Annotated in this window: 19 protein-coding genes; 5 read left to right on the top strand and 14 right to left on the bottom strand. The window is 56.6% G+C overall.

Translation table 11 applies throughout. From position 1 onward, the window contains the following. Positions 1-84 precede the first annotated feature (84 nt). The 4 genes from ACJ5NV_RS12835 to ACJ5NV_RS12820 are packed head-to-tail and all read left to right on the top strand — an operon-like array spanning position 85 to position 3,010. Positions 85-528, top strand: a complete 444-nt coding sequence (locus tag ACJ5NV_RS12835; protein WP_411644263.1) for a MaoC family dehydratase — start codon at positions 85-87, stop codon at positions 526-528. A 36-nt stretch (positions 529-564) separates the two neighbouring features. Continuing rightward, entirely contained in the window at positions 565-1,503 is a 939-nt protein-coding gene (locus ACJ5NV_RS12830; RefSeq protein WP_411644262.1) for a bifunctional riboflavin kinase/FAD synthetase, read from the top strand. Beyond that, the gene (locus ACJ5NV_RS12825) at positions 1,496-1,963 is read left to right on the top strand and encodes a YcgN family cysteine cluster protein (RefSeq protein WP_411644261.1); all 468 of its coding nucleotides are present in this window, start codon (positions 1,496-1,498) and stop codon (positions 1,961-1,963) included. Before ACJ5NV_RS12830 ends, ACJ5NV_RS12825 begins: the two co-directional genes overlap by 8 nt. Beyond that, positions 1,964-3,010, top strand: coding sequence for a threonine aldolase family protein (locus ACJ5NV_RS12820; RefSeq protein ID WP_411644259.1), 1,047 nt, complete (start codon positions 1,964-1,966; stop codon positions 3,008-3,010). It abuts the gene before it with no gap. 45 nt (positions 3,011-3,055) lie between these two features. On the opposite strand, the gene ACJ5NV_RS12815 is transcribed toward ACJ5NV_RS12820, so the two are convergent. The 9 genes from ACJ5NV_RS12815 to ACJ5NV_RS12775 form a co-directional block, all read right to left on the bottom strand. Further along, on the bottom strand, positions 3,056-3,931 hold the full coding sequence (locus ACJ5NV_RS12815) for an amidohydrolase family protein (RefSeq protein ID WP_411644257.1): 876 nt from the start codon (positions 3,929-3,931) through the stop codon (positions 3,056-3,058). Between the two features lie 9 nt (positions 3,932-3,940). Beyond that, complete coding sequence (locus tag ACJ5NV_RS12810) at positions 3,941-5,707, bottom strand: feruloyl-CoA synthase (RefSeq protein ID WP_411644366.1); 1,767 nt, start codon at positions 5,705-5,707, stop codon at positions 3,941-3,943. 44 nt (positions 5,708-5,751) lie between these two features. Further along, complete coding sequence (locus tag ACJ5NV_RS12805) at positions 5,752-6,249, bottom strand: MarR family winged helix-turn-helix transcriptional regulator (RefSeq protein WP_411644256.1); 498 nt, start codon at positions 6,247-6,249, stop codon at positions 5,752-5,754. A gap of 9 nt (positions 6,250-6,258) precedes the next feature. Next, positions 6,259-7,581, bottom strand: a complete 1,323-nt coding sequence (locus ACJ5NV_RS12800; protein WP_411644254.1) for a TRAP transporter large permease — start codon at positions 7,579-7,581, stop codon at positions 6,259-6,261. After that, positions 7,581-8,117, bottom strand: coding sequence for a TRAP transporter small permease (locus tag ACJ5NV_RS12795; protein WP_411644252.1), 537 nt, complete (start codon positions 8,115-8,117; stop codon positions 7,581-7,583). Before ACJ5NV_RS12795 ends, ACJ5NV_RS12800 begins: the two co-directional genes overlap by 1 nt. Positions 8,118-8,123: 6 nt before the next feature. After that, on the bottom strand, positions 8,124-9,164 hold the full coding sequence (locus ACJ5NV_RS12790; RefSeq protein ID WP_411644250.1) for a TRAP transporter substrate-binding protein: 1,041 nt from the start codon (positions 9,162-9,164) through the stop codon (positions 8,124-8,126). Positions 9,165-9,211: 47 nt separating this feature from the next. After that, positions 9,212-9,976: a crotonase/enoyl-CoA hydratase family protein gene (locus tag ACJ5NV_RS12785; protein WP_411644364.1), complete on the bottom strand. Its 765-nt coding sequence runs from the start codon at positions 9,974-9,976 to the stop codon at positions 9,212-9,214. A gap of 28 nt (positions 9,977-10,004) precedes the next feature. Then, positions 10,005-10,769, bottom strand: coding sequence for an SDR family NAD(P)-dependent oxidoreductase (locus tag ACJ5NV_RS12780; RefSeq protein ID WP_411644248.1), 765 nt, complete (start codon positions 10,767-10,769; stop codon positions 10,005-10,007). A gap of 211 nt (positions 10,770-10,980) precedes the next feature. Further along, the gene (locus tag ACJ5NV_RS12775; protein WP_411644246.1) at positions 10,981-11,580 is read right to left on the bottom strand and encodes a 2-hydroxychromene-2-carboxylate isomerase; all 600 of its coding nucleotides are present in this window, start codon (positions 11,578-11,580) and stop codon (positions 10,981-10,983) included. Between the two features lie 111 nt (positions 11,581-11,691). On the opposite strand from ACJ5NV_RS12775, the gene ACJ5NV_RS12770 reads away from it, so the two are divergent. Then, a complete protein-coding gene (locus ACJ5NV_RS12770; RefSeq protein ID WP_411644245.1) occupies positions 11,692-12,711 on the top strand; it encodes a ribose-phosphate pyrophosphokinase in 1,020 nt (339 codons plus the stop codon). Between the two features lie 44 nt (positions 12,712-12,755). On the opposite strand, the gene ACJ5NV_RS12765 is transcribed toward ACJ5NV_RS12770, so the two are convergent. The 5 genes from ACJ5NV_RS12765 to ACJ5NV_RS12745 form a co-directional block, all read right to left on the bottom strand. Further along, positions 12,756-13,355, bottom strand: coding sequence for an outer membrane protein (locus tag ACJ5NV_RS12765; RefSeq protein WP_411644244.1), 600 nt, complete (start codon positions 13,353-13,355; stop codon positions 12,756-12,758). A gap of 100 nt (positions 13,356-13,455) precedes the next feature. Then, entirely contained in the window at positions 13,456-13,806 is a 351-nt protein-coding gene (locus tag ACJ5NV_RS12760; RefSeq protein ID WP_411644242.1) for an H-type lectin domain-containing protein, read from the bottom strand. A 221-nt stretch (positions 13,807-14,027) separates the two neighbouring features. Beyond that, a complete protein-coding gene (locus ACJ5NV_RS12755) occupies positions 14,028-14,465 on the bottom strand; it encodes a F0F1 ATP synthase subunit epsilon (RefSeq protein WP_411644241.1) in 438 nt (145 codons plus the stop codon). A gap of 9 nt (positions 14,466-14,474) precedes the next feature. Next, positions 14,475-15,899 carry a F0F1 ATP synthase subunit beta gene (atpD, locus tag ACJ5NV_RS12750; protein WP_411644240.1) on the bottom strand — a complete coding sequence of 475 codons (1,425 nt, stop codon included), beginning with the start codon at positions 15,897-15,899 and terminating at the stop codon, positions 14,475-14,477. Positions 15,900-15,918: 19 nt separating this feature from the next. Next, the gene (locus ACJ5NV_RS12745; protein WP_411644239.1) at positions 15,919-16,791 is read right to left on the bottom strand and encodes a F0F1 ATP synthase subunit gamma; all 873 of its coding nucleotides are present in this window, start codon (positions 16,789-16,791) and stop codon (positions 15,919-15,921) included. Positions 16,792-16,806 lie beyond the last annotated feature (15 nt).

The raw sequence follows: 16,806 nt of genomic DNA, 5'->3' as shown, positions 1-16,806 counted from the left end.
CGGCTTGACTTTTCGCGCCCTTAGGGTAATTAAATTTCACTACCGGTAAGGTATGGGATTTTTTATTACTTAATGGAGCGTAAAATGCTGGACAACGCCCCCCGTGGAACGATCTGCATCGAAGATATCGAAATCGGTATGGTCCGCTCTTTGCGCAAGGTGATCACTGATCGCGACATTGCGCTCTTCGCCGAAGTCTCGACCGATAGAAACCCCGTACATCTTGATGATGATTACGCGCATGACACCATATTTGGTGGCCGCATTGCCCATGGTATGCTGACCGCAGGGCTGGTCAGTGCGGTGATCGGGGAACAACTGCCGGGTCACGGTACCGTCTATCTTGGGCAAAACCTGAAATTCCTCGCCCCCGTGCGCCCCGGCGATATGGTTTTGGCAGAGGTCGAGGTGACCGAAATCGACCATGCCAAGCGCCGGGTAAAACTGGAAACACGCTGTATCGTGAACAACAAAAAGGTGCTGACCGGCGACGCCACCGTGCTCGCGCCGTCGCGTAAATTCGACTGATCTTGCACCCCCGCGCAGGCCACGCTACGCACAGCTATGCGCATTATCCGTGACACCGCTTTCATTGACCCGTCTGACCGTGGCGCCGCGGCGGCCATCGGTAATTTTGACGGTGTACATATTGGCCACCAAGCGGTCATCGACATGGCGCGGGACGCCGCGCAAAAGACCGGTGCACCTTTGGGGATCATGACGTTCGAACCCCACCCGCGCAGCTATTTTTCCAAGGATGCCAACCCCTTCCGCCTCATGAATGCAGAGGCAAAGGCGAACAGGCTGGAAAAACTGGGCGTCGAAAAGCTGTACGAGGTCCCCTTCAACGCCGCCCTCGCTAGCCTCAGCCCGCGCGCATTTGCGCAGAAGGTGATCAGCGAACAATTGGGCCTCAAACATGTGGTTGTCGGGGCTGATTTCTGTTTTGGCAAAGGCCGGGCGGGGACCGTTACTGATCTGCAAGCCTTTGGTGCCGAAATGGGATTTGGCGTGACCATCGCAGAGATCGTCAATAATGATGCCGGTGCCGTGTCCTCTACCGCGATCCGCACCGCGCTGAGCGATGGCCGCCCCCGTGACGCTGCCGCAATGCTGGGCCACTGGCATCGGATCGAAGGTGAAGTGATCCGGGGCGATCAGCGGGGCCGTGATCTTGGCTTTCCCACCGCCAATATGTCCATTGCTGGGCTGCACCCGCCAAAATTCGGCGTCTACGCGGTGCGGGTAAATGTGCTCAGCGGCGCTTATGAAGGCACTTATGATGGTGCAGCCTCTATCGGTGTGCGGCCGATGTTCGGGGAAAACATGCCCAATTGCGAAAGCTATCTGTTTGATTTTAAGGGCGATCTTTACGGAACCCATCTGTCTGTCGCCTTGGCGGAATTCCTGCGGCCAGAGCTGAAGTTCGACAGTATCGACACGCTGATCGCCCGGATGGATCAAGACTGCGCGCAGGCACGCCAGATCCTCGCCAATGTCTGAAATCGACAGAGACGCCTTAGCGCCCCGGTTCTGGGAAACCAAACCGATGGGCAAACTATCGCGCAAGGAATGGGAAGCGCTCTGCGATGGCTGTGGCAAATGCTGCCTGAACAAACTGGAAGACGAAGACAGCGGCGAGGTCGCCCTAACCCGCGTCGCCTGTCGGCTGCTGGATGGTGATAGCTGCCTCTGCGTGAATTACCCCAACCGGCATGATTATGTGCCGGAATGCATCGTGCTGACCCCGAAAACGCTCAAAGAAAACATGTATTGGCTGCCGCAGACCTGTGCCTATCGGCTCGTCTACGAACGGCGACCGCTTTATCCGTGGCACCCGCTGATCTCGGGCGATCCACGCAGTGTGCATCAGGCGAATGTGTCTGTAAAAGGCATGACCGTCCCTGAATTTGACATTGATGAAGATGATTGGGAAGACCACATCATAGAGGAGCCGCTATAAATGTTCTTTGCCTCTGACAACGCCGGACCGGCCCACCCCAAGGTGATGGAGGCGCTGATCGCCGCCAATCAAGGCTATGCGATGGGCTATGGTGCCGATCCGATCATGGATCAGGTCCGCAGCCAGATCCGCGACATTTTCGAAGCACCAGAAGCCGCCGTTTATCTGATCATCAACGGCACTGCGGCCAATTCTGTCCTGTTGGGCACGATGACGCAGCCCTGGCAGACGATCTTTTGTGCCGATTGCGCCCATATCCACGAAGACGAATGCAACGCGCCCGAATTCTATACGCAAGCAAAGCTAACGCTTGTCCCGACGCAGGACGGCAAGATGAGCCCGGATGCCTTGCGCAGCAGAATTTCAGGTGAAGAAAATCGCGGCGTACATGGGCCCCAGCGTGGCCCGCTGTCGATCACGCAAACCAGTGAAAAAGGAACGCTTTATTCACTGGATGAGATCGGCGCGCTGACGGCTGTGGCGTCTGAATACGGGCTGAAGACCCATATGGACGGGGCGCGTTTTGCCAATGCGCTGGTGACGCTCGACTGTTCACCCGCCGAGATGACGTGGAAAGCCGGGATCGACACGCTCAGCTTTGGCGGCACCAAAAATGGCGCAATGGGGGTCGAGGCTTGCGTGATCTTTGACCCGGAACTTGCGTGGGAATTCGAACTGCGGCGCAAGCGCGGCGGGCATCTGTTGTCCAAGCACCGCTTTCTGTCTGCACAGATGCAGGCCTATCTGGCCGATGGGCTTTGGCTGGATATGGCCCGCGCGGCCAATACCCGCTGCACCCAACTGGCCGCTGGGCTGCGCGACCATAACACTGCGCAAATGTTGTTCGCACCGCAGGCCAATATCATTTTCTTCCAGATGCCACGTGCGGAGCACAAACGGATGCTGGATGGCGGTGCGGTCTATTATGTGATGGACGGCAACCCTGAAGAGGGCGACCCGCAAGAGTTGCTCACAGGCCGCTTGGTCACCGATTGGTCGATGACTGAAAAAGGCGTCGCGCAATTCCTAGATCTGCTGCGTTCTTGAGGTAACGCCGCAAATTCTCCGCGGTGGATTACCCTACGACAGCCCTTAGACGGTAACGCCCAGTAGCCGCATGGCATTCTCTTTCAGGATAAGCGGGCGAACCTCGTCCCGGAAATCGGCTTGATCGAAGGCATCAAGCCATTTTTCCGGCGCGATCATAGGCCAATCCGATCCGAATAGCATTTTGTGTTTAAGCATCCGGTTGGCGTATTGGACCAGAATTTTCGGGAAGTACTTCGGCGACCATCCCGACAGGTCGATATAGACGTTCGGCTTGTGCTGCGCGACCGATAGCGCCTCTTCCTGCCAAGGGAATGACGGATGGGCGAGGATGATCGGCATGTCGGGGAAATCCACGGCCAGATCATCCATATACATGGGGTTGGAATATTTCAGGCGCATGCCGTTGCCGCCCCGCATGCCTGACCCCACTCCGGTCTGACCTGTGTGAAACAAGGCGGGTTTGCCGGATTCGGCAATCGCTTCGTACAGCACATAAGCCGCGCGATCGTTGGGGTAGAACCCCTGCATCGTGGGGTGGAATTTGAAGCCCTGCACGCCGTGGTTTTCCACCAGATCGCGGGCTTCGCGCGCGCCCAGCTTGCCCTTGGCGGGATCAATGGACGCAAAGGGGATCAGGATGTCGCTGTTTTTCGCACAGGCGTCCGCGACCTCGTAATTATTGTAGCGCCGGTAACCCGTCTCGCGTTCGGCATCGACGGGGAAGATCACGGCGGCGATGTTCTTTTCACGGTAATGTGCGGCTGTTTCGTCAATCGTTGGCGGGTGCTGCCACGGGGCACCGAAATATTTGGCCATTGTGCTTTGCAGCTCATCATAGCCGTCATCCGTGTGACAGCCGCAGGCCTCTTCCGCGTGGGTGTGAAAATCAATCGCACGGACGTTTGCAAAATCTACCATTTTTCCTCCTCAGACCCTGATCAAAGCCGGGTCTTCGTTGTCATAAAGCCGCTCCAGCAGATCGGCCCGCCGCGTCATGATCTTGCGCGGGTTGAGCGAGCCTTTGTCTGTGATCTCGCTATCCTTGAGCGAGGGCGGTTCGGCCAGAATGATGGCCCGTGATATACGCTTGGCAGACCCTGTGGCCACCCTGGCCAAGTCGCGCAGCCGATTTTCGATGGCGGCCTGGAGTGTCGGGTCAATGACCGCACCTTCGGACGTGTTGTTACCGTGCAGCTGATCCGGGCGCGGGAAGATGAACAAGCCGATAGCATCGCGATCATGGCCGCAGATCATCACGTCCTGCACCAAGCCGCGCAGCGCATCCAGCGCATCCAGCCGCAGTTTCCCCGCCTGTACCCATGTGCCTGTCAACAGTTTAAAATCCTCGGACACGCGCCCATCAAAGGCGAGCCCTCTGTTGGGATCGTCGGCCGCAACAAAGCGCACGGCATCGCCTGTAATCAAGAACCCCGTATCATCGAATGCTTCGGCGGTCTTAGCCTGATCTTTAAAATAACCCGGCATGACGTTCGGCCCTTTGACCCGCAGTTCGCAGCGCATCTCTGCATCCGGGCTCAGTTTGATTTCTGTGCCGGGCAAGGGCACACCGATCACCCCGGATCGGCCAATGGGTTCATGCACCATCACCGTGGCCGGGGCCGTTTCTGTCATCCCCCAGCTAGAGATCATCAACGGTAAGCGCCCCCGTACCTCTATCGCCATGTCTTCGAGGCGTGACCACACATCCTGCGGCAGTGACGCGCCCGCGTAAAAGATCAGGTCCAGATTACCGAAATATGCTTCGCGCAGCGCGATGTTGGTTTCCATCTCATGCACCAGCATTGAGAATCCAACCGGCACATTAAAAGACAGCGTGCCCGGACGTGCGATGATGTTGCGGATTGTCCGCTCAAAAAGCTTTTTGGTGGGCTTGCCGTCGTCGATGACCAGTGTGCCCCCATGGGCCAGCATCATGTTCGTGTTATGCGAGCCGCCAAACACGTGGTTCCAAGGGAGCCAATCGCAAACGCGCGGCGCGCGGTCTTTGAGGAACGGCAGAACAGATGCCATTTGGCTTTGATTGGCGCACATCATCCGTTGCGTGGTCAGAACCCCCTTGGGGTCGGACGACGAGCCCGAGGTGAACAGGATTTTGGCAACGGTATCAGGGCCTGTTTTGGCCAGCAGTGAATCAGCGTCTTGTCGCGGATCGCCGTCCAGCAAGCTGTCGAAAGACGTTACCGCGCCCGGCGCCCCATCAGTGCGCGTCGCGACGATTTCCACCCCGGCAAGCTGCGGCAAACCCAAGGCAGATGCAAATAGCCCGGCGTCTTCGGTGTAGGCCATGGTCGGGCGCACCTTGTCCAAGACGTAGACCAGCCGGCCATGTGCGTCAGGGATCAGGGAGTATTGCTCGGCAAGCGGAACCGTCGGCACGCCGGCATATTGCGCGCCAAATGACAGCAATGCGTGATTGATCGTATTGCCAGACAAGATCACAATCAGGGTATCGGGGCCCATATTGCGCGCGGCCAATGACGTGGCGATGGCACGCACCGCATCCAAGGCCTGCTTGAATGTGACGTCTCGCCAACCTGTGTCGCAACGCTCTGACAGGAAAATGTTATCGGGCGTCTTCTCCGCCCAATAGTGTAGCCAGTCTGCCGTCCGATCCACCACATCACCAAGCGGTATCTGAGAGGTCAGGATCAGGTCACTGCCGGAGCGCGCCATGTTCACCGCATGCGGCACCAGATTAAGGCCGGTTTGTTCTTTCGTCACTCTTCAGCCTCCAAATCTGTGCTGGGTGTCCTGCGCACCCGACCCAGTAAATCGCGAAGTTGTGCGATCTCTGCCGGGCTTAAATCGCAAAAAAGCGCAGTTTCATGATCCTGCACCGCCTTTTCAACCTTGTCCCAAAGACGTCGGCCCGCTGCTGTGACAGTCAGAGCGTTTGTTCTGCGGTCTTCCTTGACGGGTTTGCGTTTTAACACGCCTGCGCCTTCGAGTTCATCAACGATTGCTACAACGCCAGAACGCTTGATGTTCAGCACATCGGAAAGATCTGATTGCGAAATACCGGGGCTTCCCATCACAACAGCCAAGGCCGAAAATGTGACTGTGCGCAGGCCAAATGGCGCAAGCGTTTCGATCATATCCTCTTGCACCAACAGATACGCCCGTTTCATTCTGTAGCCCGCGAACTGACGCAAGAGCGTATCGCGTACAGCTTGATCCACTGTCATTGCATTGGCGGAACGTTTCGATGCTGACATCTGACGTCCTTAATTCGTCACAAGATCGACCAGCCAATAGCTTAGGCTAGGAAAGCTGATCAGGATCGCGATGCGGGTGAATTCGGCCATGATGAAAGGGATCGTGCCACGGAAAATCTGTATCATCGGGATGTCTTTCGCCATCGCAGAGATCACAAATAGGTTCATTCCCACAGGTGGCGTGATGAGCCCCATTTCCACCACCACAAGAGCGATGATCCCGAACCACATCGCTTGTTGTTCGGGCAGCAACCCGAAATCAAGCGCCATAATCGTTGGGAAAAAGACTGGTACGGTCAGCAGGATCATCGACAGGCTGTCCATCAGGCAGCCCATGATCAGGTAGAACACCACCATACCAAGCAGGATAACCATCGGCGCGATATCGGAGGCTGCGAAATATTGCGCGACATCCAATGGCATCCGGCTGAGCGCCAGCGCGACATTGAAAAGGTCCGCGCCAAAGACGATGGCAAAGATCATCGCGCTGGTGCCTGCCGTGTCGATCAGGCTTTCCAGAATTGTGCGCGGTGTCAGCCCGCCTTTGAGCATCCCCAGGAACAGTGTCAAAACCACCCCAACCGAAGCCCCCTGCGCCGGTGTGAAAAACCCGCCATAGATGCCCCCCAGAACGACGGTGAAGATCACCAACACGTGCCAGATTTCACCAATGGCGCGGATGCGCTGGCCGAATGTAGAGCGTTCGCTTGTTGGCCCTTCCTCTGGGAACAGGCGCACATAGATCGAGATTGCGATCATAAACCCAACGACTGCTAGGATGCCGGGGATTGTTGCGGCGAGGAACAATTTGACGATGTTCTGTTCGGTCAGCAGCGCAAAGATGATCAGGACAATCGACGGTGGGATCAGAATACCCAATGTGCCGCCAGCCGCCAAAGAGCCTGCCGATAAAGCGCCGGAAAATCCATGCTTGCGCATTTCAGGCATTGCAACCCGCGTCATGGTGGATGCTGTGGCCAGCGACGATCCAGAGATCGAGCCAAATAGCGCGCAACCTGCCACGGACGCCATTGCAAGACCGCCGCGCATATGACCGATCCAAGCCCGCGCCGCGTTGAAGATGGAGGCGGAAATGCCAGATCGTGTCGCCAGATGCCCCATAAGGATGAACAAGGGCACGATCGCGAAATCATAGGACATGAATTTGTCCACCCAAGCGGTGCTGAGGTAAAATTTCAGGCTCGCAAAGGAGCTGAGCTGGATGTAGCCAATCGCCCCGACCAGTGCCATCGCCAGTGCAATCGGCATGCGGATGAAGATCAGGACAAACAGCCCGGCAATCAGAACGATGGAGAACGTGAACGGATCCATTATGCGCCTATTCTTTGCGCAAGGCGCGGTGTGAGCACGGCCAAGCTTTGCATCAATGCGACAAACGCGGACAGACCGGTGCCAAACACGGCTGGCACGTAAACCCACCAAACGGGTGCACGCAGCAACATGGTGCGGTCGCCATAACCTTGGATTTCCCAAAGCCCGTGCAGGATTCGCCAACAGATGAACGCCCACCCTGCGGCAAATAGAAGGGTCCAGAGCGCGTCCACGGATCGGTTCATCTTGCCGGGCAACCAGTTGGTGAAAACATCCACCATGACATGCCCTTTGTTCAACTGGCAAAGCGGCAGGAACAGGGAAGCGCAGATTGCGCAGGACAGTTCGACCAGTTCAAATTCGCCACGCACCGCCCCAAAGCCGAACAGGCTTTTAACGATAGAATAGCTCACGACGAAAGCAGCGCCAAAGATGACCAATCCGCCGATAGCCGCACTTGCGATACATATATGACGCAAGAGCCGAAACAGAGGGGCGGGTGGCCCCCCTATCGTGTCTGTAAGTGTTTCAGACATTCAAGCTCAGCCCGCGTCGAGCAATGCGTTGGCGCGCGCCATGATCGCCGCGCCATCAAGGCCTTTGTCGTTCAGCTTGGCAATCCACGCTTCGTGCACCGGCGATGCAGCCTCCACCCAGCTTGCAATCTCTTCAGCTGGGATTTGCTGGATTGAATTGCCGTGTTCTTCGACAACACCACGCCCGTAAGCTTCGAAACCGTCAAACTGCGCGCCAAGCCGGCGGGACAAATCCATGCCGGATGCAGCGTCAATGACGCCGCGAAGATCGTCGGACAGGCCTTCGTATTTCGCTTCGTTCATCAAAAGCGAGAAGGTGTTCGCATAAAGCCCGCGCGCGCCGGGTGCCGGTTCTGACGTGAAGGATGTCAGTTCCTGCAATTTGAACGCTGGCACGACTTCATATGGCAGGCAGCAGCCGTCGATCACGCCGCTGGACAGGCCGACAACCATTTCGGTGACGGGGAAAAAGACGACCTCGGCCCCGAAACCGGCGAGCATATCGCCCGTGGCCTGATTGGGCGCGCGCAGCTTTAAACCTTGCAAGTCAGCAGCGCTAAGCACCGGTGCATCGCGCGTGTGCAGCTTGCCACCATCGTGGGTGTGATAGGCCAGTGGCTTCATACCGCGATAATCATCGGCACCAAATTCATCCATCAACTGGTGCAGCGCGACAGATGTTTTTTCTGCATTCGTCACCATGAACGGGTTGGACATGGTTTCAGCGACTGGGAAGCGATCCGGTGTGTAGACCGGCAGTGTCCACGCAATATCACAGATGCCGTTGCGCACCTGATCGGCCAATTGCGGTGGTTTGCCGCCCAGCTGCATCGCCGGAAAAATCTGCACTTCGATCGCGCCATTCGAGGCTTCTGCCAGTTCGGCGGCCCAAACTTCGAAAAACCGTGAATGCATCGGCGCCACGGGCGGCAGGAAGTGGTGCAGCCGCAGCGTCACCTCTGCCGCATTTGCGTGCGATACCAGTGCGGGCGTTGCGAGTGCCGCGCCCATTGAAGCCAGAACAGTCCGGCGGGTCATGTTGGTCATTTGGTTTCCTCCCTTAAATGACGTGTTCGGATGCTTGTCCTTCGCCCCTAACGAAAAACAGGCTTCCTTTTTTCCAGAAATGCCTTGAGCCCCTCCTCGGCATCCGCGCTGGTTTGTGAGACCGCCGCGGCAAGACTTTCAGTGAAAAGACCGTCGCTGCGCGACATGTCAGAGATCCGGCTAATCGCCTGAATCATCATGTAGTTGGACAAAGACGCATTCTTGGCGATGCCATGCGCCAGTTCGCGGGCTTTGATCAGTGCCTCGCCTTCACCCACGGCGTAGTGGGTTAACCCCATTGCCAGTCCTTCATCGGTGTCAAATTTACGACCCGTCAACATCATTTCGCACATACGGTCCGCGCCGAGTATGCGGCCAACCCGCACCGTGGCACCACCGCCGACAAAAATGCCGCGACGGCCTTCTGGCAATTGGAAAATGCAGGATGGTTCGGCGATGCGAACATGGGTGGATGCCGCAAGCTCTAGCCCGCCACCAATCACCGCACCAAACATCGCAGACACAACTGGCAGACCCGACATTTGGATCACATCCATGACGCGATGCCAGTTGCGCGAATGGCGCATTGTGCCTTCTGCATCGCGAGCGACATGCTCTGACAGATCAAGGCCAGAGCAGAAATGCCCTGCTGTGCCCGTCAGGATCACAACGCGCACGCCTTTGGGCGGGGCAGAAAAGAACCCGTCGATGGCATCTAGCAATTCGTCACACATCGCGTTGCGCTTTGCGGGGCGGTTCATCGTCAGCGTCGCAACAGGCCCGTCGATGTCGATGATCAATACAGGGTCCATGGCTTCAGGCTGCGTCACGTTCGTATCCTTATTTGATGGGCATGCGCGCGGCGGCGTCGAGGCGGATCACTGTTCCGTTCATCATCGGATTTTCGACGATGCTTTGCGCAAGTTGGGCAAATTCGTCGGCATCCCCCATACGGGAGGGGTATGGGACGGTTTTCAGGATTTCCGCCCGGATGTCATCAGGAAGTCCCGCGCTCATTGAGGTTTCAAAAAGACCGGGGGCGATTGTCATAACGCGGATACCGAACCGGGCCAGTTCACGCGCGGCAGGCAAGGTCATTGAAACAATCCCACCCTTCGAGGCCGCATAAGCCGCCTGCCCGATCTGCCCGTCTTCAAATGCGACTGAGGCGGTGTTGATGATAACACCCCGCGCACCGTCGCTGCCAATTGGATCGGCTGTGGCCATGGCACGGGCCGCGATGTTCATGACCGTATAGGTGCCCAAAAGGTTGACCCGCAGCGTTTGTTCAAAGCTGTCGATGGTCAGGCTGCCATCACGGGGCAGAATGCGGGCCGCTGTGCCGATGCCCGCACAATTGACGACGACGCGCGGCGCGCCTTGATCGGCTTGGAGTGCGTCAAAGGCACCTTCAACCGCAGCACGGTCGGACACGTCGACAGCGTAGGCTACCCCACCGATTTCGGCGGCGATGCCTGCCGCTGCATCGTGGCTTAGGTCAAGGCAGGCCACATGTGCGCCCGCCTTGGCAAAGCGACGGGCCGTAGCTGCGCCCAAGCCGTTCCCTGCGCCTGTGATCGCAATGGACGCATCTTTCAGAATCATATCAGCCCTCCCGACGAGAGTGATAATTCAATATTAAAACTGTTCAGTCAATGAACAACATTTATCGTTTATTTATAAATGCTTATTGCAATCATCCCTATATCCTAGCGTTCCCCTCACAGGACGCGATGGAAGCAGGACGGGGGAAATATGCCCGGTCGCGTCGGGCATCCGTGCTTGCCGGTTCGAAAACCGACAAGCTGCAAGTAGATCAAAGATCACCCGCCAGATAGGCATCCAGATCGTCAAGCCGGTCCTGGCCCCAGAAACGCTCATCTGTGTCGGTGATAAAGAACGGCGCGCCAAATGCACCGGCAGCAACTGCGTCTTCCAGATTGCGGGCGAAGGTATCGGCGCTGGTCATCAAGCCTTTGTCAGCGATATCTGGCGAAAAGCCCGATTGTTCAAGAACATCGCGGATGACATCATCCTGTGCGATATCGCGATCTTCTGCCCAGCACGCCGCACCGAAATTTTGCACCAGCTTACCCACATCGCCGGTACCTTCGTTCTGGGCTGTGATGATTGCATAGGCAGAAGGCGCGCCGTTGGTGGGCCAAAAGGCAGGTTTCGGTTTCAGCGGCATATCGGCCCGCAACGCCCTGCGGCGCAGTTCTTGCAGGCGATATTCCTGACGGTTCGGGTGCCGATCCTTGGGTGGCGTGCCACCCGTGCGCGCGAAAAGCGCCATAATATCGAGCGGTTTGTAAGTGATCGTCGCGCCATTCTTTGCGGCAATTTCAGCCGGTCGCGTGCCGCTGAGATAAGTAAATGGAGAGAGTGTTGCAAAGTAGTAGTCAATATGTGGCATTTGTTCGCTCCTCGCATATGCGCATTCTTTGCGCCACGCTAACCCTGTGCTAGCAGGTGTCAACGCCACGAATCTGTTCCGAGTGATCAGCCTTCTGCCAAAGGACCCACCATGCCCACCATGATCGAACCCAAGCTGATTTCAGGAAATGCAAATCAGCCGCTGGCCGCCGCAATCGCCCGTCGCATGTCGATGCATCGCGGGATGGAAGTCGGGCTGTGTAATGCGCGGGTAGAGCGGTTCAACGACGGTGAAATCTTTGTCGAAGTCTACGAAAACGTGCGGGGCGAGGACATGTTTATCGTCCAGCCTACGTCGAACCCCGCCAATGATAACCTGATGGAGTTGTTGATCATCGCTGATGCGCTGCGCCGGTCGTCCGCTGCACGTATCACCGCCGTGATCCCCTATTTCGGTTATGCGCGCCAAGACCGCCGGTCCAAAGCACGGACGCCGATCACGGCCAAGCTAGTCGCCAATATGTTGGTCGAGGCTGGTGTTGAACGTATCCTGACCTTGGATTTGCACGCCACGCAGATTCAGGGATTTTTCGATATTCCGGTCGATAACCTTTATGCCTCGCCCATTTACGCGTTGGATGCGATGCACCATTTCCGGGACAAGAAGGATGACGTCATGGTGGTCTCACCTGATGTGGGCGGTGTAGCCCGTGCGCGTGACCTGGCGCAACGGATAAACGCACCGCTGTCTATCGTGGACAAACGCCGGGGCAAGCCGGGCGAAGTTGCCGAAATGACGGTTATCGGTGATGTGAAAGATAAGGTCTGCGTGATCGTGGATGATATCGTTGATACAGCGGGAACCTTGTGTAAAGCGGCCGGTGTGTTGATGGAAAACGGTGCGAAAGAGGTTCACTCCTACATCACGCACGGCGTACTCTCCGGCCCTGCGGTAGAGCGGATCGAAAAATCCGTCATGAAATCACTGGTGATCACCGACACGATTCAGGCGACCGACGCAGTGAAGGCCGCCAAGAATATTCGTACAGTGCCTACGGCCCCGATGTTTGCGCAGGCAATCCTGAATACGTGGAACGGGACTTCTGTATCCTCGCTTTTCGATCACAAGACCCTTGGTCCGATCTACGAAGGGCTTTACGCCGCCGAATAAGACGACCGCTCCCCCGCAAGGGCGAAGCGGTCGCGTTGTTGGGTTCAATTGAAGAGATATGAAAGCTTGGCCGAAATCGATTCGAAACTCGGATCGCCCGGACCAGGATTGACAACGGCATGATTCAGTTCGTCATACACCATCTCCAACCGCACTTGTCCGTTTCCGAACTCCGTTTGCAATCCGAGCCCGACCGTATAGCCCCTATTGACGCCCCGGTCAGTGCTCGTAGGAGTTGAACCAGCTTCACCTTCCATGACTGCGAAGCCGAGCGACGCAAACCCCTCAAGCGGGCCGACCGGAACACCGATGACGCCTCGCAGCCGCAAGGTTGCGTCATGCTCACAATAATAAGGTGAAGGGACTAAGTTTGGGCATTCGTAACCGCGTTCTGTAAAATCATTCGAACCTGCGATGTCCAAATCAGCCTCAGCGCCAAAAAACATGCCTGGCCGATCAACGCGATACCCTGCAGTCAAACCAATCGCGGCGTATTCGTCGCTGCTTGTAAGGGTGGAATCAGGTGCGCCCTTAGATTCTGACTGATAAAAGGCGACACCCCCGCCATAATACAGACCGTCAGCGTATACGATTTGGGTTGTCAAAGTTGCTACAAGAACAACAGCTAGCCCCCGATAGCTCATGATAATAATCCTTATTCATCAAATAATAAGAATTATGTTAACAGGTTTTTCCGGCTCTGAGAATGGCAAATAAAACGATTTAAAGTTGATTTACCTTGGATCAATACAATTCCCACCCATCATCATTTGGCAGCTCACCAAATGATGTCCAGGCGACACGCACGCGCGCCACTTGGGTATCGGCCCAAGTCCTGAAAACGATTTCAAATCCCTCAGGCGTAATGTTTTCCGCCTGCACGTCAGCACGCGTATTTGAGGAGTTCGAAATATCCCACATGGAAATCGAAACCTGCACATGGGGCGGGGTGGTATAGCTTTGGGAAAACCTAACCGTCGCGTGGCTTTGACGTGGGCCGTCGCCGCGCCACATGGTGCCATCGTCTTCGAAATGCGAAAACAGATCCACATCGCCGTGGTCTATCCCGATAATACCACTTTGCAGCCTACGCATTCTGTTGGCAGCCCCCACTTGCTCTTCTATGGTGTATGACGAAATACCTGATACACCGCATGTCATCTACCGCGTTGAAATCTCTGATTTCAGGTAGAGTTAGATGATTAAGCCTTTCCGCATAACACTTTAACGTGTATATCGCACATGGCACTCAAAAAAAGAATGTAAAAACAAAAGGCCCCGCAAAAGCGAGGCCTTAGGAAAATTATGAATGCCTATCAGCCGAAGTTTGACTGATTTGGGTCCAGTCCGATATGGGTGCCCATCGCAACCATGTCGGCGATCAGCTTGGCAGCGTCATCGACCGGACCAGGTTCGTTCTTGAACACTTCCTGCGCCTTCTCATGCTGCGATTTTGCATCGCGCAGCATTTGACCAAAGACCTCTTGCGTCATTTCGCCCCGTGGAAGCGCCTGTTCGGCCAGAACTGACACGCCGTCCGCAGTGATTTCAGCAAAGCCGCCGGACACGATATAATCGTCCGAACCACCTTTATGAACCACGGTCAGAACGCCCGGGCGCAGAGTTGTGATTGTCGGCGCATGGTCGGCCATCGCCGTCATATCACCGTCAGCGCCGGGGATCCGGACCTCTGACGCCTCGACCGAGGCCAGACGGCGCTCGGGCGAGACTAGATCAAATTGTAGGTTTGCCATGTCGGCTCCTTACGCTGCGTCTGCAGCCATTTTCTCGGCTTTGGCTTTCACGTCGTCGATGCCGCCGACCATGTAGAACGCACCTTCGGGCAGGTGGTCATACTCGCCCGCAACAACGGCTTTGAACGATGCAATCGTTTCTTCCAGCTGCACCTGAACACCGGGCGAACCGGTGAACACCTGTGCCACGTCGAAGGGCTGCGACAAGAAGCGCTGGATTTTCCGGGCGCGGGCCACGGTCAGCTTATCCTCTTCGGACAGTTCGTCCATCCCGAGGATGGCGATGATGTCTTGCAGCGATTTGTAGCGCTGAAGCGTGTTCTGCACATCCATCGCAACGCGATAATGCTCTTCACCCACAATTTTCGGGTCCATCAGACGCGAGGTGGAGTCGAGCGGGTCAACGGCTGGGTAGATGCCCAGCTCGGAAATCGCACGGCTCAGCGTGGTGGTGGCGTCAAGGTGCGCAAACGATGTCGCGGGCGCAGGGTCGGTCAAGTCATCCGCAGGCACGTAGATCGCCTGCACCGATGTGATCGAACCGTTCTTGGTCGATGTAATCCGTTCCTGCATGGTCCCCATGTCGGTGGCCAGCGTTGGCTGGTAACCCACAGCGGATGGGATACGACCCAGAAGCGCAGACACCTCGGAACCTGCTTGCGTGAAGCGGAAGATGTTGTCGACGAAGAACAGAACGTCGGTTCCGGACTGGTCGCGGAACTGCTCGGCCATTGTCAGACCAGACAGGGCCACACGCATACGCGCACCGGGAGGCTCGTTCATCTGGCCGAACACAAGTGCCACTTTGGACTTGGTCAGGTCTTCAGCGTTGATAACGCCTGCGTCGATGAATTCGTGGTACAGGTCGTTCCCTTCACGGGTCCGCTCCCCCACACCGGCGAACACGGAATAACCAGAGTGCACTTTAGCGATGTTGTTGATCAGTTCCTGAATCAGAACCGTCTTGCCCACGCCGGCACCGCCGAACAGGCCAATCTTACCACCCTTGGAATAGGGAGCCAGAAGGTCGATCACTTTGATGCCGGTCACAAGGATTTCCGAAGCGGTAGACTGTGCTTCGAACGCGGGCGCCTCACCGTGGATGGTGCGGGTTTCGGTCGCGACGACCGGGCCTTTTTCGTCGATAGGCTCGCCCACGACGTTCATGATCCGGCCAAGCGTTGCGTCACCCACGGGCACGCTGATCGGGCCGTCGGTATCGGTCACTTGCTGACCACGCACCAGACCTTCGGTCGCGTCCATGGCGATGGTACGTACTGTGTTTTCACCAAGGTGTTGGGCGACTTCGAGAACCAGCTTCTTACCATGGTTTTCGGTTGTCAGGGCGTTCAAAATCTGAGGCAGGTGATCATCGAACTGCACGTCGACGACGGCGCCAATGACCTGCGTGATCTTGCCTTTTGCATTTGCCATTATCGTTTTCTCCGGAGGTCTAGAGCGCTTCCGCGCCCGAAATAATTTCAATCAGCTCATTGGTGATCACGGCCTGACGCGAGCGGTTGAACTCGATCGTCAACTTGTCGATCATATCGCCTGCGTTGCGCGTTGCGTTGTCCATGGCGGACATGCGGGCACCCTGTTCAGAGGCACCGTTTTCAAGCAGCGCAGCAAAGAGCTGCGTCGCCACACCGCGCGGCAGCAGGTCGGCAAGGATTTCTTCCTCGCCGGGTTCGTAATCATAGAGCGTGGCTTCTACGCCCTCTTCCTGTTCGAATTGCGCAGGAATGATCTGCTGCGCGGTCGGAATTTGGCTGACCACGTTTTCGAAGCGCGAAAAGAAGATGGTGGCGACGTCGAAATCACCAGCATCAAAGCGGGACAGGATTTCCTTGGCGACACCCTGCGCATCGGCATAGCCGATACGTTTGATTTCGCTCAGGTCCACGTGATGGATGAAATACTGGCCAAAATCGCGTTTCAGAGCGTCACGGCCCTTTTTGCCAACCGTGAGGATTTTCACAGTCTTGCCTTCGGCAAGCAATTTTTGGGCGCGTTGACGGGCCAGTTTGGCGATGTTGGCATTAAAGCCACCGCAAAGCCCGCGCTCTGCAGTCATCACGACCAGCAGCTGCACCTGATCGCTGCCGGTTCCGGACAGCAATTTCGGTGCGTTGTCCGAGCCGCCAACCGAAGCAGCCAACCCGGCCATCACGGCGTTAAACCGTTCCGTATAGGGGCGTGATGCCTCGGCTGCATCTTGGGCGCGGCGCAGTTTTGCGGCCGCGACCATCTGCATGGCCTTGGTGATCTTGCGCGTCGATTTGACCGACGCGATCCGATTTTTCAGATCTTTAAGATTAGGCACAGCGAAGTCTCCTTT

It is taken from the genome of Loktanella agnita (genome assembly GCF_046640325.1).
Classification (GTDB): Bacteria; Pseudomonadota; Alphaproteobacteria; order Rhodobacterales; family Rhodobacteraceae; genus Yoonia; species Yoonia agnita.
The sequence above is the reverse complement of the archived record's forward strand: the minus strand, read 5'-3'. Positions and strand labels throughout refer to the sequence as shown.

Coding starts and splice junctions, on each gene's coding strand:
- ACJ5NV_RS12765 (WP_411644244.1), bottom strand. CDS start 13,355: ATGAGCTATCGGGGGCTAGCTGTTGTTCTTGTAGCAACTTTGACAACC.
- ACJ5NV_RS12770 (WP_411644245.1), top strand. CDS start 11,692: ATGCCCACCATGATCGAACCCAAGCTGATTTCAGGAAATGCAAATCAG.
- ACJ5NV_RS12790 (WP_411644250.1), bottom strand. CDS start 9,164: ATGACCAACATGACCCGCCGGACTGTTCTGGCTTCAATGGGCGCGGCA.
- ACJ5NV_RS12795 (WP_411644252.1), bottom strand. CDS start 8,117: ATGTCTGAAACACTTACAGACACGATAGGGGGGCCACCCGCCCCTCTG.
- ACJ5NV_RS12775 (WP_411644246.1), bottom strand. CDS start 11,580: ATGCCACATATTGACTACTACTTTGCAACACTCTCTCCATTTACTTAT.
- ACJ5NV_RS12830 (WP_411644262.1), top strand. CDS start 565: ATGCGCATTATCCGTGACACCGCTTTCATTGACCCGTCTGACCGTGGC.
- ACJ5NV_RS12760 (WP_411644242.1), bottom strand. CDS start 13,806: ATGCGTAGGCTGCAAAGTGGTATTATCGGGATAGACCACGGCGATGTG.
- ACJ5NV_RS12785 (WP_411644364.1), bottom strand. CDS start 9,976: ATGGACCCTGTATTGATCATCGACATCGACGGGCCTGTTGCGACGCTG.
- ACJ5NV_RS12780 (WP_411644248.1), bottom strand. CDS start 10,769: ATGATTCTGAAAGATGCGTCCATTGCGATCACAGGCGCAGGGAACGGC.
- ACJ5NV_RS12805 (WP_411644256.1), bottom strand. CDS start 6,249: ATGTCAGCATCGAAACGTTCCGCCAATGCAATGACAGTGGATCAAGCT.
- ACJ5NV_RS12815 (WP_411644257.1), bottom strand. CDS start 3,931: ATGGTAGATTTTGCAAACGTCCGTGCGATTGATTTTCACACCCACGCG.
- atpD (WP_411644240.1), bottom strand. CDS start 15,899: ATGGCAAATGCAAAAGGCAAGATCACGCAGGTCATTGGCGCCGTCGTC.
- ACJ5NV_RS12820 (WP_411644259.1), top strand. CDS start 1,964: ATGTTCTTTGCCTCTGACAACGCCGGACCGGCCCACCCCAAGGTGATG.
- ACJ5NV_RS12800 (WP_411644254.1), bottom strand. CDS start 7,581: ATGGATCCGTTCACGTTCTCCATCGTTCTGATTGCCGGGCTGTTTGTC.
- ACJ5NV_RS12755 (WP_411644241.1), bottom strand. CDS start 14,465: ATGGCAAACCTACAATTTGATCTAGTCTCGCCCGAGCGCCGTCTGGCC.
- ACJ5NV_RS12825 (WP_411644261.1), top strand. CDS start 1,496: ATGTCTGAAATCGACAGAGACGCCTTAGCGCCCCGGTTCTGGGAAACC.
- ACJ5NV_RS12810 (WP_411644366.1), bottom strand. CDS start 5,707: ATGGCGCGCTCCGGCAGTGACCTGATCCTGACCTCTCAGATACCGCTT.
- ACJ5NV_RS12835 (WP_411644263.1), top strand. CDS start 85: ATGCTGGACAACGCCCCCCGTGGAACGATCTGCATCGAAGATATCGAA.